Genomic DNA, 17477 nt, shown 5'->3' with positions numbered 1-17477 from the left:
ACTCCTACGAGGCGGAAATCATCGAAAAACAGGAACGATCGATCCAAACGCTCATCAAACTGTCCAAACTGCCATATCGCAAGACGATCGATACGTTTGATTTTAACGCACTGCCTTCCGTGGACGAGCGTCGGATTCGAGAGCTGCTTACCTTATCGTTTATTGATCGAAAGGAGAATATCCTTTTTCTCGGTCCACCGGGGATTGGAAAGACGCATCTGGCGATTTCGATTGGAATGGAGGCGATCGCAAAAGGATATAAAACGTATTTTATTACCGCCCATGATTTGGTCACTCAGTTAAGAAGAGCCGACCAGGAAGGAAAGCTGGAAAAAAAGCTTCGTATGTTTGTAAAGCCAACCGTTCTCATTATTGATGAAATGGGGTACTTAAAACTGGACCCAAACAGCGCCCATTACTTATTTCAGGTCATCGCCCGTCGGTATGAACATGCCCCGATTATCCTCACCTCCAACAAAAGCTTTGGGGAATGGGGAGAAGTTGTGGGAGACTCGGTATTGGCGACCGCGATGTTAGATCGATTACTGCATCATTCCATCATTTTCAACCTAAAGGGGGAAAGCTATCGATTACGGGAAAAGAGGATCCAACAAGAAAAACAGAAGGATCAATAAGGTCCTTCTGGGGAATTTTAAACCGGCGATTTTGGGGAAAAAATAATCGGCCTTGACAGCTTAGTCCATCCCTCATACAAATATTTCTTCACAACGTCTAATTTATATTCTTTACTGTAAGTTTTTCTGATTTTGCCCATAAAAATATCCCCTCCATAGTAGACAGTACATCCCTTTCTTTTTTTCTGTCTACTATAAGGGGATAATATCAGAAAAGGGGAGTCCTTTTTTGATTGCGAAAAAATCGGGGAAGCCCGTTCGATTTTTGCATAGATGGGTGGATTTCCGCACATGTGAAGCCTATCCGCCCCGGTCGATAAGCAAATGCCTGTCTTCATCACGCCAAGGGGCGGAAATTCCCTGAAATTCCCCCATTTAATGCCCTTTCGATCAACAGGACTTATCGGGTTGACCTGCTAACCGTCCGGCATCATTATGTTGTGTCGCCCCTCCGATCAAAAACCTCTCCATCGACATGATAAGACGCCGCCATGTTGGAGCAGGCAAACCATGGGGGGTACAGGCGTTTGATGCGGTACCGCGAACATCACTTTAGGCCGCCGTTTTGATTGACCTTCCATATACCACAACCCTTCTATCGTATTTTGCTTTTGCGGATAAAAAACGATGACGTCAGCCGATTGGGGATTTTGTCCGCATGAATACGGGATGCCTTGGGAAAAGCCTGAAATGGCCGCCGTTTACGGCGAATTCGAGCCGGGATGCTCAGCTTGATCCCATCTGTACCTCCTGATTCTATAAAAATGATTTTAAATATAAATTGACATTAACTATTAAATAAAATAAAATGCCAATATGAATCTTATGTTTAATGAATGCCAGTTTTATTTTAAGGATTAGGAGGTCATTGCGATGAGGATATCCAAAAATCGCAAATGGTGGGTGCTCGGGTCTTTGTCTTTCGCGTTGGTGGCCGTCGGCCTGGATTTGACGGTTCTGAATGTGGCGCTGCCGACCTTGGCCAGGGAGCTGCATGCCTCGACAAGCGATCTTCAATGGTTTGCCGATGCATACAATCTGGTTTTGGCGGCCGCACTTTTACCGGCGGGAATGCTCGGTGACCGCTTCGGCCGCAAAAAGATGATCTTGATGGCATTGATTTTATTCGGCGCGGCGTCGCTCGGATGCGCCTCGGCGGATTCCTCGGAAATGCTGATCGGCATGCGGGCCGTTCTCGGCCTGGGCGCCGCATTTCTCATTCCGCTGTCCATGTCGGTGCTTCCGGTCCTTTTTTCCGAAGAGGAACGGACGAGAGCCATGATGATTTGGGCGACGGCCAACATGATCAACATTCCGCTCGGTCCCATCGTCGGCGGTTGGTTGCTTGAACACTACCATTGGAGCTCGATATTTTTGCTCAACATTCCTTTTGTGGTGATCGCGGTCTTTGCCGTTCTGCTATTGATGCCTGAATCGCGCAGCGCGTACAGCCCGCGGCTGGATTGGCTTGGCGTCGTCACTTCCAGTCTAGGACTGGTCGGCGTCACTTACGGTGTCATCAGGGCGGGGGAAAAAGGCTGGAGCAACACGGAAGCGCTCCTGCTGCTCATCGCCGGAGTCATCGTTCTAGCGGGTTTTGTTCTTTGGCAACGTAAAACCAAACATCCGCTGATCGATCTGTCGCTATTCCGGACAGCCGGTTTCACGTGGGGGTCTGCGTTGGCTACGCTCGTCTCTTTCGCCTTGTTCGGCCTCTTATTTGCCTTGCCGTTGTATTTTCAGGAAATTGGCGGTGCGGATGCACTCGGGACCGGGATGCGTTTATTGCCGCTGATCGGCGGTTTGATCATCGGGGCGCAAGCGTCTGATAAACTTTCCCCGCGGATCGGGAAAAAGGCCATCGTCGCTGCCGGATTTATTTTCCTCGCGGCGGGGCTCGGCCTTGGCGGCATGACCGATGTCCAAAGCGGTTATGGATTCGCCGCTTTTTGGATCACGGTCACCGGCATGGGGACCGGGCTAGCCTTGCCCATGGCTATGGACGCCGCGCTCGGGGAACTCTCGGCTGAACGAAGCGGAATCGGTTCGGCGCTCATCATGGCGTTGCGGCAAGTCGGCGGCTCCATCGGCGTGGCGATTTTAGGCACGACGCTCAACTCCATCTATCGCCATCAGATCGCTGGCGCCGATTTCCCGGATGCGGTTGTCAACGCGGCGAAACAAAGCGTATCGGCCGGCGTGGCGATCGCTGACCGGTTGCAATCGCCGGAACTTCTCCACACCGTTCATCGCGCATTTGTCCATGGCATGCATGTCATGTTGTGGGAATGCGCCGCCGTCGCCGTCCTTGGGTTCATTTTGGCGCTGTTCTTCTTGCCCAACAAGAAGGCTTTGGAAAATGGCAAAAGAAAGGTTGGTTAAACGCGGTTGTCCCTCCCGAAAGAAAATTGTACACTTTAATAAAGAAGTCACTTCAAAATAAATGGGACTCTCATTCGTGCTTTTGGGGGTGAAACATTGTCTTCGGAAGAACAGCCAAAACCCAGTTTGCGCGAGCGGAAAAAGGCGAAGACGAGGGCTGCGATCCAGCAGCATGCCTTGCGGTTGTTCCGTGAACAAGGCTATCATGCGACCACTGTCGAGCAGATCGCCGAAGCCGCCGAGGTTTCGCCGAGCACTTTTTTTCGCTACTTTCCAACGAAAGAATCCGTCGTTTTGGAAGATGATTATGATCCGCTCCTTATAGAAGCGTTTAAAAAACAGCCCGATGAGCTTAGTCCGATTCAAGCGCTGCGGAACGCAATGAAAGAGGTTTTCGCCAATCTTTCAGACGCAGAGCATCAAGCCCTTCGCGAGCGGATGGAATTGTGGATGGTGATTCCCGAGCTCCGTGCGGCAGCGCTCAACCATTTCACCGAGAACGCCTCTATAATTGCCAAGTTGGTGGCGGAACGGACAGGACGAGAGATCAATGATCCGTTAGTCCTCACCTTTACCGGCAGTGTATTGGGGATAGCCGTGTCGGTGCGGTACTTTTGTGTCCAAAATCCCGACGCGGATTTTATGGCCGTTTATGATGAAGCCTTGGCGCATCTTGAAAAAGGATTTTCACAAGTTTAGTTTGAAAAGGAAGTCAAATCCTAAAGGGGCTTGGCTTCCTTTTTCATACGATCAAGAACGGTGCATCCAAGGACGAGCACGCGCGTTTTATGGAAAACATCCCGAAGAGGCATTCCTGCGGCCGGTCGGGGAAAAGGGGCAAGACAGTGATCCCCCGGCAGTGCTTTTATATGGATATTGGCCCTCCGCTTTCCGTATAATGGTATTGTGTAAGAGTTAATCATTGCCGTCTTCTCGTTACTCGTTTTAAAACAGAATAAGGATTGAGGATGCGCCCCCCACGGGCCGATTCGCGATGGGAGGAAGATCAGTGAAGATCATTGTCGAAGATCGGGCTGCTCAATTTATTAAAGAGGAATTCGACGTGAAAGAGGACGACGCTATTCGTATCTTTGTGAAATATGGCGGTGAAAGCCCGATTCAACAAGGTTTTTCTTTGGGAATCGGCAAGGATGCGCCAAAAAACCCCGCGGTCCGCACGGTCGTGGGCGGGATCACGTTTTTTGTTGAAGAAGAGGATACGTGGTATTTCAGCCACTACGATTTGCATGTTCGCTATGATGAAAAGTTGGATGAGATCGCCTACGATTATGTAGAAAATCAATAACCATCGGTGAGGCTTTGATCGACACCGGCCATTGGCAGGCCGGTGTTTTTTAATTTCAGGAGTGCGTGCAAAAGTTCCGGCATGGTAAAAAGGCCGGGGGTATCCGTTTTGGCTGGCGCGTGTCAGCGTTACTTCGGCCGGCCGTGCGTGGGATGCGGTTAGAAAGGTTACGCTTTATTAAAAAAGGCTTTCCGCGGCCGAACGTTTCGCGACCGACTGAATGCGGATCCGCATTGGGTCGGTGAAAGGCACGCTTTTCAGCCAACGGATCAGTATGGCCTATCAATCTCGTCCCTTTCAGATGTACAGTGCCCAGTTGTTCTTTATATGATTTTTATTCGTTCAAAATATAGTTTTTATGTTCATTATATTGTATAATTTGTCCTATATAGAAAACTTAAAAATCTAACGAATCTATTAATCTCGTGTTTCAGGCGGCGGGCAGAAGGGGGGATGTGGGACGCACCGCCTAGACGCACGAAAGGAGGAGTCTGATTGAAAGATTGGCGAAAAATTGTGGGGACCTCGCTCTTGTCCGCGGGGCTCGTGTTCAGCGCGTTTGCGCCGTCGGTCGCTGCAAAGACGGTCGTGACCGGGCAGGAAAATGTCGCTGTCAAAGCCAAAGCCCCGGAAACAGCGGCGGTCAATGCCCCGGCTAAAACTCCGGTCAGTACGCCGGACAAAGCAGCGACCAAATATCCGTTTTACGGCTACTCGGGCGGCCCCTTTGATCCCGGTCTCGTCAATGAAGATCGCTTGATCGGCTTGCTGACCAAAGAAGGGGTCATCAAAAAAGGGGCGTCGGCCCAACAAAAAACGGCGGCTGTCCGACAATATTTACAAAAACGCAACAAAAACGCCATTAAAGAACAAGCCTTTAACTCTGCGACCGATGTCAAAAAATTCCGGGCCAAATTGCAAAAAAAGGCCGACTTGAAGGCAAAAGCCCCGGGCAAACCGAAGACGACAGCCAAAGTCCAACAGAAAGCGGTTAAATCCGGCGGCAAGGTCGCCCCGATCCAACCGGAAGGCTGGAGCGGGCCGACACGGACGGATAAAGTGCTCGTTCTCTTGATCGAATATCCGGATCTTCAACATAATAATATCAGCCCTGAAGACGATCCCGTTTTGTATTATCCAAAAAGTGAACAGGAACCTGATCCTTATAAACCTGAACACTATAGAGATATGATCTTCGGCGACGACGGCTATGAAGGGCCGAGCGGACAAAAACTCCTCTCCGTTAAGCAATTTTATGAACAGCAATCGGGCGGCAGCTACTCCATTGAAGGCGAGGTCGCCGGGTGGTATCAAGCGAAACATGACGCCAAATATTACGGCGGTAACGATCCGCAAACCGGGAACGACAAAGATTCGGAAGACCTGATCAAAGAAGCGCTTGAAGCGGCCGCAAAAGATTCATCGATCAATCTCAAAGACTATGACCGAGAAGATCCGTACGATTTGGACGGCGACGGCAATTATCGCGAAGCCGATGGCATCATCGATCACCTCATGGTCATCCACTCTGGAGTCGGTGAAGAAGCGGGCGGCGGATCGCTCGGCGCCGACGCGATCTGGTCGCACCGATCCTACGTTGGCTCGGAACCGTCTCCGATTCCCGGAACGTCCGCCGACGTGCCATACTGGGGCGGCCAACTTGCCGGCTGGAACTATACGTTGGAGCCGGAAGACGGTGCGGCCGGCGTGTTTGCCCATGAATACGGGCACGATCTCGGCTTGCCCGATGAATACGACACCCTGTATACCCAAAACGGCGTCGGCGAGCCGGTCGGCTATTGGTCGATCATGTCGAGCGGAAGCTGGTCCGGCGCCATCCCAGGCACCGAACCGTCGGGATTCAGCCCGTACGATAAAGAATATTTGCAATCGACCATGCCCAATCTCAATTGGTTCAGAAATGCTGAAGTCGATTATTATCAGCTGCAAAAAAATCCCACTGAAATTAACTTGGACGAAGCCAGCGTCAAAGGCACCAATCCGGATGCCCTCCGCATCAACTTGCCGAAAAAGGCGCGTTTGATCAATACGCCGGCCGGCGGCGTCGGTGAGTATTGGGGCGGCAACGGCGACGAGATCGACCACCAAATGGCGGCGACGGTCGATTTGACCGCGGCCAAAGCAGCGACGCTCTCCTACGACACCTGGTACGACACCGAAGAAGGCTGGGATTTCGCGATGGTTCAAGTGTCGGAAGACGACGGCAAGACGTGGCATTCTTTGGCGACGCCGCATACCACCGATCAAATCAGTCCGGACGGCTATCCGAGCATTAAGGATAATCTGCCGGGCTACACCGGATCGAGCGGCGGCTGGATTCATGAAAACATCGACTTGAAGCCATACGTCGGCAAGAAAATCCAAATCCAGTTCCGCTATATGACCGATTGGGCGACGAACATGAACGGCTTTTTCGTCGACAACATTAAGGTGACGGCGGATGGACAAGCCGTGCTCAGCGATGACGGCGAAGGCGATCCGGTCTTCACGTTGAAGGGCTTTTCCAAGTCGGACGGCAAGCTTTATTCCGACCATTATTATCTTTTGGAATGGCGCAACTGGGATGCGGTGGATACGGCGCTCTCTCATATCGCCCGCGGCCATTCCCTGATGACGTATGATCCCGGGCTCGTCGTTTGGTACGTCGACAATTCCTATGGGGACAACTGGGTCGGCTATCACCCCGGCGACGGCTTCTTGGGCGTCGTCGATGCCCATCAAGTCACCGCCAAATGGAGCGACGGTACGGTGGCGAGCACGGCCTATCAAATCCAAGACGCGGCCTTCTCGTTAAACGGGACGGACTATATGTTCTTGGATTATCGCGACATCAACGGCCGGACCTTGACATTGGCCGGGCAAACGGCGGTGCCGGTCTTTGACGACCTTCAAGACTATTCAAATCCCGGGCAAATTTACGCCGGACGCAACGTTCCGAAATACGGATTGAAGGTCAGCGTCGTGGATCAAGCGGCGGATAAAAGCGTCGGTCAAATCAAGCTTGAAGCGCATGACAATGTGGCGCCGAAGATCACGCTGCTCGGCGACAATCCGCTGAAATGGGAGCTCGGCAAGCCTTATAAAGACCCGGGTTATACGGCGTCGGACAATGTTGATGGCAACGTGACGGATCAAGTCGAGGTGGACGCTTCTAAAGTCGACGTTAGCAAACCGGGCGCTTATGAAGTGACCTATAAGGTCAAAGATAAAGCCGGCAATGTCGGGGAAGCGCAGCGGAAAGTCGTCGTCGTCGATTCCGAAAATCCGGGCGGCATTCAAGTCGACAACGGCGGCCAGTCCGTCCCGGCGAAATCGGTCGAAGTCAAAGTGACCTTCGATGAAAACGCCGTGAACGTGACGACGCTCGAATACGCCTGGAGCCAATCGAAAGACGCTCCGGCCGGCGGCTGGAAATCCTTTAAAAACGGCGATGTGCTGCGGCTCAATGATCAAGACGGCACATGGTACTTGCACGTGCGCGCCAAAGATCTTTGGGGCGGGGACGTGCAATGGACGTCCGATGCTTATGTGGTTGACAACACGGCTCCGGTGATTAAACTGCACGGCGCCAACCCGATAAAATTAAAGGTCGGCGAAACGTTCACGGACCCGGGCTACGAAGCGAGCGACAACATTGACGGCGATCTGACGGCAAAGGTCAAGGTCTCCGGAAGCGTCAACGTTCACCAGCCCGGCACGTACAAGCTGACCTACAAGGTGAGCGATCGGGCGGGCAACGAAACGACCGTGGAGCGCACCGTCCAAGTGACGAAGAATGACAACGGCCAAAACGGGGGCAGTGGCCAAAACGGCGATAACGGTCAAAACGGCGGCAACGGGCAAAACCCCAGCGGTTCGCAAGACAACCATCATCAAAATTCAAATCACAGCCCGTCCAGCGGCACGGATCAAAACTCGTCTTCCGGCGGAACCGGGCTGCCGTCCACGATGACCAACATGTACAACTGGATGGCCGCCGGGGCGTTCCTCCTCATCGCGGGGGGCATCGCCTGGTTCATTCAACGGCGCAAGCGCCGCTTGGCCTAAGTGCCGGTCTTCGCTGGCGTCCGGGCGGCAAGCGTTGGGGCCGTTCACTCGGTGTAAACGGCTAAAAGGATTTTCATGCGGCGATGCGTAATAAAAAGTTATAGAATAAAGAGGGGGCCAAAGGCGGAACTTTTGGCAACCCCTCTTTTTCTTTCCGATCGGAGCACACTCAAGCAGGCGGTTTGCCCAACGATCAAGCACGATGTCGTTCAAAGGGCGGAGTAAAATAATTGGGGAAGCAGAGAGGGATTAAATGGGAATATTAGTTAAATAAATGACCTTGATGGCTAGGAGCAAATGATCTTCATCCAGTCCCAGCCACCAAGGCCATCAGGTGATTGTTTGGTAAGAGAATGCAGGAAAGCAAGAAATGAGGGCCTCTTTAAACTTTTCCAGCGGTGATTTCGGAAGGCCTCAACTTCTTCATTCAGCCAATCGGAGAGAGACCCTGAGAGTAAATCGGTCCGTACTTATTATTTGGGCGTTTATTTTTGATGGAATTTCCATCATCCTTCATTGATCACATAACCATCGCAGCATGGACGGCATCCGATCCTGTTCAGCCATAAATTGGATTAGCATTTCTTCAGAACCGTCAATTTGAGTAAGCCTTCGTTTCGATACCTTGTTTAGGTTTTGCTTGTGGCTGACCTATTCGGAGTTGCCGATGGCTTTTCCTCTTTCTCTTTTTGTTAATTTAATTACACGTCATCCCGGATCTCGAAAAGAAAAATTAGCAAAGGTCAATCCCGCAAGAATCGCCCCTTTGATGAGTAAAATCCGTCATTTGTCCGACCCGGTCTTTCCAAAAGGTCGGGAAGGCGGGCGTGTATGGACGATTACATTTGCGATTGCCGTTGGCAGAAAAACCTGGTGACATGGCGAATGAATCGGTTTCCATTCATGGTTCGGTGTTCACCAAACCGTTCCAAAAAAAACAGATGATGTGTCGTGCAGTTTCTTCCACTGAGGAAAACATCGGGCGGTGGTCTTTTCCCCTGTGGTTTCCGACTTTGAGGAGGGCGAGATATATTTGCGTCGCGAATTCGGGATTGATTTTCGGAATCTCCTTACGGTCCATCGCCTCGATGAAGGCCTGTTCGACGGCTTCATACATGCGTGCTTCGGCTAAACGGATCCTATCGATTTGTTGTTCGGAAAGCGAATCACCGGCACCTTGCATGAAATGATCCAAATCGATCCGGTATGTGGCTTTCAAATGGGCATGTGTCATTTTCAGCAAACGAGTTTTGAGCGGCAAATCTTCCGATAGAATCGATTGAATCCGATTCGTAATGCGATCCATCATCCGAACGATCGCTTCGGTGAACAGCTCTGCCTTGCTGGAAAAATAATAGTAAACCGTTGCCTTTGTGACCCCGCTCGATTGTGCAATATTATCAATCGAAACTAAAGGAAAACCCCGATCCAAAAACAGTTCTAAAGCCGTTTTTAATATCAGATCGCGGGTGGACGAGTTCTGTTCATTGACTTTGGGGCGACCAGGGGGTCGACGCTGTTCTTTGTTCATGATGATTACGCTCCTAATACTTCATACATCGTCATTCTAACACAATGAAATTCGAAAATTTATAACTTGTAATTATACTATCAAGTATATATAATGTTGGTGTTAGACGCAATCGACCATTCATCAAATATGAAGAGGTCTGATACGCATAAAATAGACTAAACGGTATAAATAATTTTATATCACCATTGTATAAAAGGAGGATGTCCTTTGAAACGCATGATTGCCAAAGCAACCGGGCCCAAGGGACGCTGGGTCACGATACTTCTTTGGGTTATGGTTGTCGCGTTTCTGTCCGCTGTTTTTCCTTCCGTTAATAAAGAAGAGACCAACTCACCAGCACTGCTCCCTGACAACGTCATGTCCGCCCAAGCAGCGAAGGTTGTGAAAAAGGAATTCCCGAATAATGCAGGGACACCATTATTAATCGTTTGGGAAAGGGACGGAGGACTACAGTCATCGGATTACGAAGCGGTTCGAAAGCTTTATGACGAACTCAGTAATCGGCCATTGCCTCATCAATCTTTTATCCCGCCGCTTAACCAAGTCCCGCAAGCGACCTTGCAAAGATCAACGTCTCAAGATGGCGCCGCATTGATTACACCCGTGTTTTTTAAAGAAAATACACCAACGGATATTTTGAAGGACGCTCAGAACCAAGTTAAAAAGCGGTTGGAAAAGCTGTTAAATGACCAACCATTTGGTCGAACCCTTTCTGCAAACGGATTGCATGTCCGTTTTACCGGTCCGGCCGCCATTCAGACTGACGCGGTGGAACTGTTCAGTCGGGCGGATATCACTTTGTTGATGTCAACTATTTTTCTTGTATTGATTTTGCTCGTATTACTGTATCGTTCCCCGATTCTAGCTGTCGTCCCGCTTATCGGTGTCGTTTTCGCATACGGAGCAATCAGCCCGATTCTCGGGTTATTGGCACATCACGGTTGGATTACAGTGGATGCGCAGGCCGTTTCCATCATGACCGTCTTGTTGTTCGGCGCGGGAACCGATTACTGTCTGTTTCTGATATCGCGCTATCGGGATGAGTTGCATTTGGAGAGCGATAAATACATTGCCCTGCATCGCGCCGTAACAGACACCGGAGGCGCCATCATCATGAGCGCATTGACTGTTGTCATTGCCTTGCTGACATTGCTTTTTGCTCGTTATGCTTCTTTCCATCGCTTCGCCGTTCCGTTCAGCTTGGCGATTTTTGTCATGGGACTGGCGGCACTGACGTTAATTCCGGCGCTTCTTTCCGTCCTCGGGAGAATCTCTTTTTTCCCGTTCATTCCGCGGACGGAAGAAATGGCCAGGAAACTCGAACAAGAAAAAGGCAAGCAGGTCAAAAGACACACACCGAGAAGTCGCTTGAGCTCGGTTATGGGCCGGTTGGTGACGCAAAAACCCCGAACAATTATTATCGGATGCCTCATCGGGCTCGGGCTGCTCGCCGTTTTTTCATCTCGAATTCAATTTACCTACGGTTTGTTGGATTCTTTCCCGAATGATATGCCTTCGAGAGTCGGATTTGACATCATTGCAAAACACTTTTCGCCGGGCGAGCTCGCGCCGGTGCAAGTCATTGTCAAAGACGCCGGCGCCGAGGATGCCGTCCGGGAAGATTTATCGGATCTGCCTTATGTTAAAACCGTATCGGACGTGAGGGCCGGGGAAAAAAATCCCCATTACCGTCAATATCAAGTCACTTTGGCAATGAATCCGTACTCACGCGAAGCCTTGAAAAAAATTCCGGAAATCAAGAAGACGGTTGAAAAAAGCTTAGCAGAAGCAGGTATTGAAAATCCGGATAATCACGTTTGGATCGGAGGAGAAACCGCCGCCTTATATGATACCCATCAAGTGACGGTCAAGGACATGGCAAGGATCATCCCCATCGTCATTGTTGTCATCGCTTTGCTGTTATTGGCGTATCTCAGATCCGTCGTCGCCATGGGCTATTTATTGGCCACCGTCTTGTTATCTTATGTGGCCGCCCTCGGTGCCGGATGGTTGGTCATTCGTTATATCCTTGGTATGGATGCCATGCAAGGGTTAATTCCGCTTTATGCGTTTGTTTTTCTCGTCGCGCTCGGTGAAGATTACAACATTTTCATGGTCTCAAGCATTTGGAAAAAAAGTTGGCATATGCCTTTAAAAGAGGCCATTTCCGGCGGCGTCACGGAAACGTGGAGCGTCATTACCTCGGCCGGGCTCATTCTTGCCGGAACGTTTGCCGTCTTGTCCGTCCTGCCGCTCGAAGTGCTCATTCAATTCGGCACCGTAACGGCGATCGGCATTTTATTAGATACATTTATCGTACGGCCGTTGCTCGTACCGGCACTGACTGCTGTTTTAGGAAAACGGGCCTTTTGGCCTTGGGGTACGGAGAGATTCTCACTTCTCAAAGATAGACAGGGCCAATGATAAATTTATGTTTGTGAGACAAATCACTTCATAAAAACAATGTTTTTATATGAAAACGCGTCTTACGGTTAAGCACTTTATAAAGCATTCAAGCAATCGGGAGAAAAATAGTAACCAGCTTTAAAAATTCTGGAAGATCTTTAAATGAAGACCTTTAAAAAGGCGGTTTTACGGGTTCGTTAAAGCCAAATCAGCAACAAACAATAACGGGAGATCCGAGCTGATAAAAAAATTGTCTCTTGATAAACCGGCTGTGTGCTTTTGATGTTTGGGAAGGAAAATCCCACACATCTTAAGCAAGTAGCCGGTTTTTTATTTTCCATTTATTATCTTGGAGGCGAAATATGGTTAAGGTCCCAAGTAGTGGTGCAAATTCTAAATCTTTATTGACAAAGAAGCCATCGAGTGCAATCATCTAAAACCGGCAATCTAAAACCATTAGGTAAGAGATTCAACACGATGGCATTCATCGATAAGTTTACCTTGTTGGACTTGGTCCGAAGAGTGGGCATGAGGGGAGAGATCTAGTCAAGCTTTTGTGGACCTCTTTTTTGTACAACCATTTTGGAAGCGCTCTTCTATTTTCTTGGCCTTCCGGCTTTTGGTCTCTCCAAGTTTTTGAAAACCGATCAACCCTTTCAAGACGCGGTGAACCATCGTGCCGGAAGATTAGGAGCCGGTAGATCTATTCTTTTGCAAGGTGTTGAATGATAAAACCATTTAGAAAGGAGGCCTTTATTTGGCGGCATATGGCTTTCGTATCCAATACCCGTCCACCAAGGCTATAGCGATCACAAGGTAGGAGCAGGCAAAAAAAACAAGCGTCGATTTGAACGAGTGGTTGACCGGTTTTGCCTCTGTTGAGGAAAACGTCAAACAGAGCGTCATGACGGCGAAAAATACCCCGTTGCTTCCGAAGGGCACGCGCGTCCACGATCCCGTCATTTCGCCGGAACCGGACGACTCGACGTCATCGTGAGAGACGATGAAGGTGAATGACGCATAAAGCCCGTCCGACTTTCATATATAAAGGGATGATCAATCACGGAAGGATGGGCGTTGTCAATGATCAAAAAACGCGCCGCCGCCATCGGCGCACTTGTGCTCCTGCTCGCCGCCCCGCCGGTGATGATCCATCAATACCGATTGGCCGAAGCAAACAATGAAAAATCGCCAACGCTGCAAGGCTTGCAGGAAGGGAAAATGACGGCGGCTTCCCGCTCCGCACGGAAGGTAAGCGCTGGAGGCCAGGCGAATGACGAAAAATCGGAAGGGGGGATCGCCGGTTCGTCCGACTCTAAAAACGGCGGTGCGGAGGATGGGTGGATCGGCAGGCGCGCGCCCGATTTTGAGCTGACGGGCATGGACGGCAAAAAGGTGCGGTTGTCGGATTACCGAGGCAAAAAAGTGGTGCTCAACTTTTGGACGACGTGGTGCCCGCCTTGCAAAGAAGAAATGCCGTTGCTCGCCAAGTTTTATGATCAGGCGGCACGCGGGCGGACCGAACTGCTCGCCGTAAACATCACCGCCATGGAGACGGGCGGAGCGGGGGCGCTCAAGCCGTTCATCGCGCGCCAGCGGATCGCCTTTCCCGTTCTGCTTGATACCCGCTCCGAAGTGAGCGAAAAGTACGGCGTCCTCACCATTCCGACCACCTACGTCATTGATGAATCCGGCCACATCGCGGCTCTCCACATCGGCCCGGTTACGGAGGCGTGGCTGAAACAAGTGTGGCGTTGACTTCTCCGGCCTCTGGGGAAGACGGTCGGAGGATGGCGCGCGTTAAAGCGGGTCTGCCACGTCAGCCGGATGATGAATAGAGATTTGTGGGAGGCGGCCGCCGCGATGTTTAGAAGAGCAGCCGCATGCGGTAAGCGTTCATCGCGGTGCGGCCGAGTTCATCGAGGAAACGGTAATTGGCGACGGCGCCGACCACGGCCCCGAAGCCGGGCAGGAATTGCAGCAATTTGGCGAGATCAATGGTATCGCGGTATTCTTGCTGAAAACTTTGCCAATCGATGAGTTCTAAAGCTGTCCCGTCGGTTTGGAACGATTTCACGGTTTCCTCCCAATTCTTGAGCTTAAGGAACGCGGCGCGCCGCTTTTCGCCGCTTGAGAAGGCCGTTTGAAACACATATAAAATGTACAAGCGCTCAAGGGGCTGTTTGGCGTCAAAACTGTAAATGGCCGCGGCGTCGTACAACAGCTTGATTTTTATGGCGATCAGCGCGGGAAAATCGGCGAGAGTGAGCATAAATCCGCCCGCACCGGTGCCGGCGCCTTCGGCGGCGGCCAAGCGTTTATAAAATCTTATCTTGTCGCGCATGAGCGCTTCTCGCTCGGCCAGCGTCAGCGTTTCGGCTACGGGTTCTCTGCTCGTCCATTCCGACCCCTTGAGCACGGCCTGTACCATATGTTTGACGGCTTCGGTGATCGCTCGATGCACGTGAGCGGGGATTTTCTCGTTGATTTTGTTTTGTACGGCTTTCGCCGTCCGCCCGATGAGGGAAGGGCGCCGCATCATCTCCCGCTGCCAGTCCAGGCATTCTTTGCGCGCCAAATCTTCATATTTCATCATGATGTCTTCCTTTCCCGCGTTTCGGTTCCGCCGGTCCGGCCGCTGGGTGCCAACCGGGCCCGGTTCCGGCTCCATTTTCATAATCAGCGCCGCCTCTTTTATTGGCGGCGTTTCTTCTTTTTAAACGTCTGACATTCGTTATGGTTTCATCTTGATTTCCGCAATTCCATCCGGAGACGGAGGTCCGTTCCGCCTTTTGCACGTTTATTAACGATCCGGCTGCTTTTACATTATAAGAGAAGGCTCCGTATTTATAATGTAACAATGTTATGTTATATTAACTTCCGAGGTGGATGCATGTGGAACGGGAGTTGATCTCGAAGAAGGAATTATTGGAGCGCACCGGCATCTCGTATGGACAGCTTTACAGGTGGAAGCGGAAAAAGCTGATACCGGAAGATTGGTTTATTAGGAAATCGACGTTTACGGGACAAGAAACGTTTTTTCCGCGCGAGCGGATTTTGGAACGGATCCATAAGATTCTCAGCATGAAGGATTCGCACTCATTGGATGAGCTGGCCGACCAATTTTCTCCGAATCCGGCCGAAATCGCTTTGTCTGCGGATGAAGTTTTAAAACGTCACATTGTTTCAAAAACGACGCTGGATTATTTTTATGAACAGACGGGTGCGATGGAAAGTTTCACCTTTGACAAATTGCTGCAGGTTTATGTATTGGAGCAGATCTTGCGGACGGGAGCGATTTCCCTGGATGAGGCCCGCATCGTCCTCGCCGCGCTGGCGGACCATTACGATCAGCTCCAAGGAAAAAGCTGCGAATTGCTTTTTATCCGCAAGTTCGGTCTGGCGACATGCTTGTTCGTCACGGCGCCCGGAGAAGTCTATTTTGAAAAGGATGTGAAGGTGGCCATCCGCCTTCCATTGGCACGCGCGATCGAAGAATTGAAGGAAAAAATAAATGCAACTTGATGTCATGTGCAGATAGCAACCGTATTTTGGGAGGAAAGAGCGATGGAATACGAAAAAAGGCGCGATTTAATCCTGGCGGGCAGCGGGACGGCGGCGGGCGGCCGTTATAACCGGGTGGAGCTCAGCGGATCCTGTAAAGTGGCCGGAGATATTGAGTGCGAAAGGTTGCGGGTCGCGGGTTCGGCGACCATCGACGGCCGCGTCAAAAGCGCCGTATTGACGGTCAGCGGCTCATCCCGTTTTGAGGGCAGCTTGGAAGCGGGAGAACTGGAAGTGAAAGGCAAAGCCCATATTGCGGAACACGCGACGGCCAAGCGTTTGCTGATCAGCGGGCTCGTGCATGTCGGCAAGCAGGTGTCCGGCGAAGAAATTGAGGTTTCCGGGAGCCTTACCGTCGAGGAAAACTGCGCCGCGGAAACGTTTAAAGCCAAAGGGAGTTTTCGGATCGGCGGGTTGCTCAATGCCGATTTGGTTGACATTACGCTCTATCACCATTCCGAAGCCGAAGAAATCGGCGGCGAAGTGATTCGGGTTCGGCGCGGAAAAGCCTTTTCGTTCGGCAGATGGCTGGGCGCCGCCTACCGCCATCGTTTGCGGGCGGAAACCATCGAGGGCGACGAAGTGATGCTGGAAGATACGAGAGCGAAGATGGTGCGCGGCAACGACGTGAAAATCGGTCCCGGCTGCGAAATCGACCGGGTTGAGTATAACGGATCGATCGAAATCGATGCGGATGCCGTCGTCCGGGAACATAAAAAAATTTAAAACGGTGGCTGACGGTTGAACGTCTCACGAATCGATTCAATGCCGGAGGACGCTGGGGCATGATGTGTTTCGCCGCCGGTCCGACGGCTGAACGGGGAAGATGAAGGAGGGAAACCCATGGCAGAAGGTCTGCACGATATTGTCATCAACGGAAGCGGTGAAACGAACGGCGGTCGCTTTCGCAAAGTCGTCATACGCGGCGATGGCAGCATCCATGGAAAGATCGAGTGCGCCGCCTTTATCAACAGAGGAACGAGCACGGCATTCCATGCCGTCCAAGCCGGGAAAATCAAAATCACCGGCCAGTCGTTGTTCAGAGGGGACGTGAGTGCCGAGCGCATGGGCGTCGTTGGGCAAACGACCTTTGAGCGGGCGGTCACCGTCGGACGGATGAACGTGATCGGCGAGGCGGATATTCGCGGACATTTAAAAGGCGAGACCGTCAAAATCCGCGGCAAAGTCTTGATTGCCGGCGATGTGGAAGCGGAATCGTTCACCGCCATCGGCGGATTGTCCATTGCCGGCATGCTGAATGCGGGAACGGTCGACATCGGTTTGCGGCGATATGTCGGAACGAGTGAAGCCAAGGAGGTCGGCTGTGAAAATCTTCGCGTCAGGGCCAAAAAATGGCTGTTCGTGCCCGATGTTGCCAAACCCGCTTTGACCGTCGAACTCATAGAAGCCGATGTGATCGATATCGAGGCGACGCGGGCGAAGGTCGTCCGCGGAAACCGCGTGCGCATCGGCGCGGGTTGCGACATCGATCTCGTCGAATATAAGCAGGAACTTGAGATCCATCCGCGGGCGGCCGTGAAGGAGAAGCGGAAAATTTGACGGATAACGAGCTGGTTTTTCA

General features: G+C 51.3%; 14 protein-coding genes. 12 read left to right on the top strand and 2 right to left on the bottom strand.

Annotation, left to right across the window (positions count from 1 at the left end):
• The 6 genes from istB to CCB157_RS17265 all read left to right on the top strand — a co-directional run.
• On the top strand, positions 1–635 hold a 635-nt coding region (gene istB / locus CCB157_RS07680; protein WP_077615321.1), incomplete at its 5' end, for an IS21-like element IS5376 family helper ATPase IstB.
• 873 nt (positions 636–1508) lie between these two features.
• Positions 1509–3017 (top strand): DHA2 family efflux MFS transporter permease subunit, encoded by a 1509-nt coding sequence (locus tag CCB157_RS07675; RefSeq protein ID WP_077615320.1) that lies wholly within the window; start codon positions 1509–1511, stop codon positions 3015–3017.
• Positions 3018–3113: 96 nt separating this feature from the next.
• A complete protein-coding gene (locus CCB157_RS07670; protein WP_077615319.1) occupies positions 3114–3716 on the top strand; it encodes an acyl-CoA-like ligand-binding transcription factor in 603 nt (200 codons plus the stop codon).
• 310 nt (positions 3717–4026) lie between these two features.
• Complete coding sequence (locus CCB157_RS07665; protein WP_077615318.1) at positions 4027–4323, top strand: HesB/YadR/YfhF family protein; 297 nt, start codon at positions 4027–4029, stop codon at positions 4321–4323.
• Between the two features lie 495 nt (positions 4324–4818).
• Positions 4819–8391: an immune inhibitor A domain-containing protein gene (locus CCB157_RS07660; protein WP_077615317.1), complete on the top strand. Its 3573-nt coding sequence runs from the start codon at positions 4819–4821 to the stop codon at positions 8389–8391.
• Between the two features lie 667 nt (positions 8392–9058).
• Positions 9059–9268, top strand: coding sequence for a hypothetical protein (locus tag CCB157_RS17265; RefSeq protein ID WP_143286963.1), 210 nt, complete (start codon positions 9059–9061; stop codon positions 9266–9268).
• A gap of 24 nt (positions 9269–9292) precedes the next feature.
• Here CCB157_RS17265 and CCB157_RS07655 read toward each other — a convergent pair whose 3' ends face one another.
• Positions 9293–9922 carry a TetR/AcrR family transcriptional regulator gene (locus tag CCB157_RS07655; RefSeq protein WP_077615316.1) on the bottom strand — a complete coding sequence of 210 codons (630 nt, stop codon included), beginning with the start codon at positions 9920–9922 and terminating at the stop codon, positions 9293–9295.
• Between the two features lie 219 nt (positions 9923–10141).
• On the opposite strand from CCB157_RS07655, the gene CCB157_RS07650 reads away from it, so the two are divergent.
• The 3 genes from CCB157_RS07650 to CCB157_RS07645 all read left to right on the top strand — a co-directional run bounded on the left by CCB157_RS07650 (position 10142) and on the right by CCB157_RS07645 (position 14089).
• A complete protein-coding gene (locus tag CCB157_RS07650) occupies positions 10142–12349 on the top strand; it encodes an MMPL family transporter (RefSeq protein ID WP_077615333.1) in 2208 nt (735 codons plus the stop codon).
• A gap of 829 nt (positions 12350–13178) precedes the next feature.
• Complete coding sequence (locus tag CCB157_RS17595) at positions 13179–13328, top strand: hypothetical protein (RefSeq protein WP_158077244.1); 150 nt, start codon at positions 13179–13181, stop codon at positions 13326–13328.
• An 86-nt stretch (positions 13329–13414) separates the two neighbouring features.
• The gene (locus CCB157_RS07645) at positions 13415–14089 is read left to right on the top strand and encodes a peroxiredoxin family protein (protein WP_077615315.1); all 675 of its coding nucleotides are present in this window, start codon (positions 13415–13417) and stop codon (positions 14087–14089) included.
• 109 nt (positions 14090–14198) lie between these two features.
• Here CCB157_RS07645 and CCB157_RS07640 read toward each other — a convergent pair whose 3' ends face one another.
• Positions 14199–15008 carry an EcsC family protein gene (locus tag CCB157_RS07640; RefSeq protein WP_369688663.1) on the bottom strand — a complete coding sequence of 270 codons (810 nt, stop codon included), beginning with the start codon at positions 15006–15008 and terminating at the stop codon, positions 14199–14201.
• A gap of 218 nt (positions 15009–15226) precedes the next feature.
• Here CCB157_RS07640 and CCB157_RS07635 point away from each other — a divergent pair, with 218 nt between their 5' ends.
• The 3 genes from CCB157_RS07635 to CCB157_RS07625 all read left to right on the top strand — a co-directional run bounded on the left by CCB157_RS07635 (position 15227) and on the right by CCB157_RS07625 (position 17455).
• Complete coding sequence (locus CCB157_RS07635; protein WP_193432270.1) at positions 15227–15856, top strand: YhbD family protein; 630 nt, start codon at positions 15227–15229, stop codon at positions 15854–15856.
• A gap of 42 nt (positions 15857–15898) precedes the next feature.
• Complete coding sequence (locus tag CCB157_RS07630; RefSeq protein ID WP_077615313.1) at positions 15899–16621, top strand: bactofilin family protein; 723 nt, start codon at positions 15899–15901, stop codon at positions 16619–16621.
• A 117-nt stretch (positions 16622–16738) separates the two neighbouring features.
• Entirely contained in the window at positions 16739–17455 is a 717-nt protein-coding gene (locus CCB157_RS07625; protein ID WP_077615312.1) for a hypothetical protein, read from the top strand.
• Positions 17456–17477: the final 22 nt, after the last annotated feature.

Origin of the sequence: Caenibacillus caldisaponilyticus (genome assembly GCF_002003465.1) — a bacterium.
Classification (GTDB): Bacteria; Bacillota; Bacilli; order Bacillales; family Sporolactobacillaceae; genus Caenibacillus; species Caenibacillus caldisaponilyticus.
This window is presented reverse-complemented; position numbering and strand designations above follow the sequence as displayed.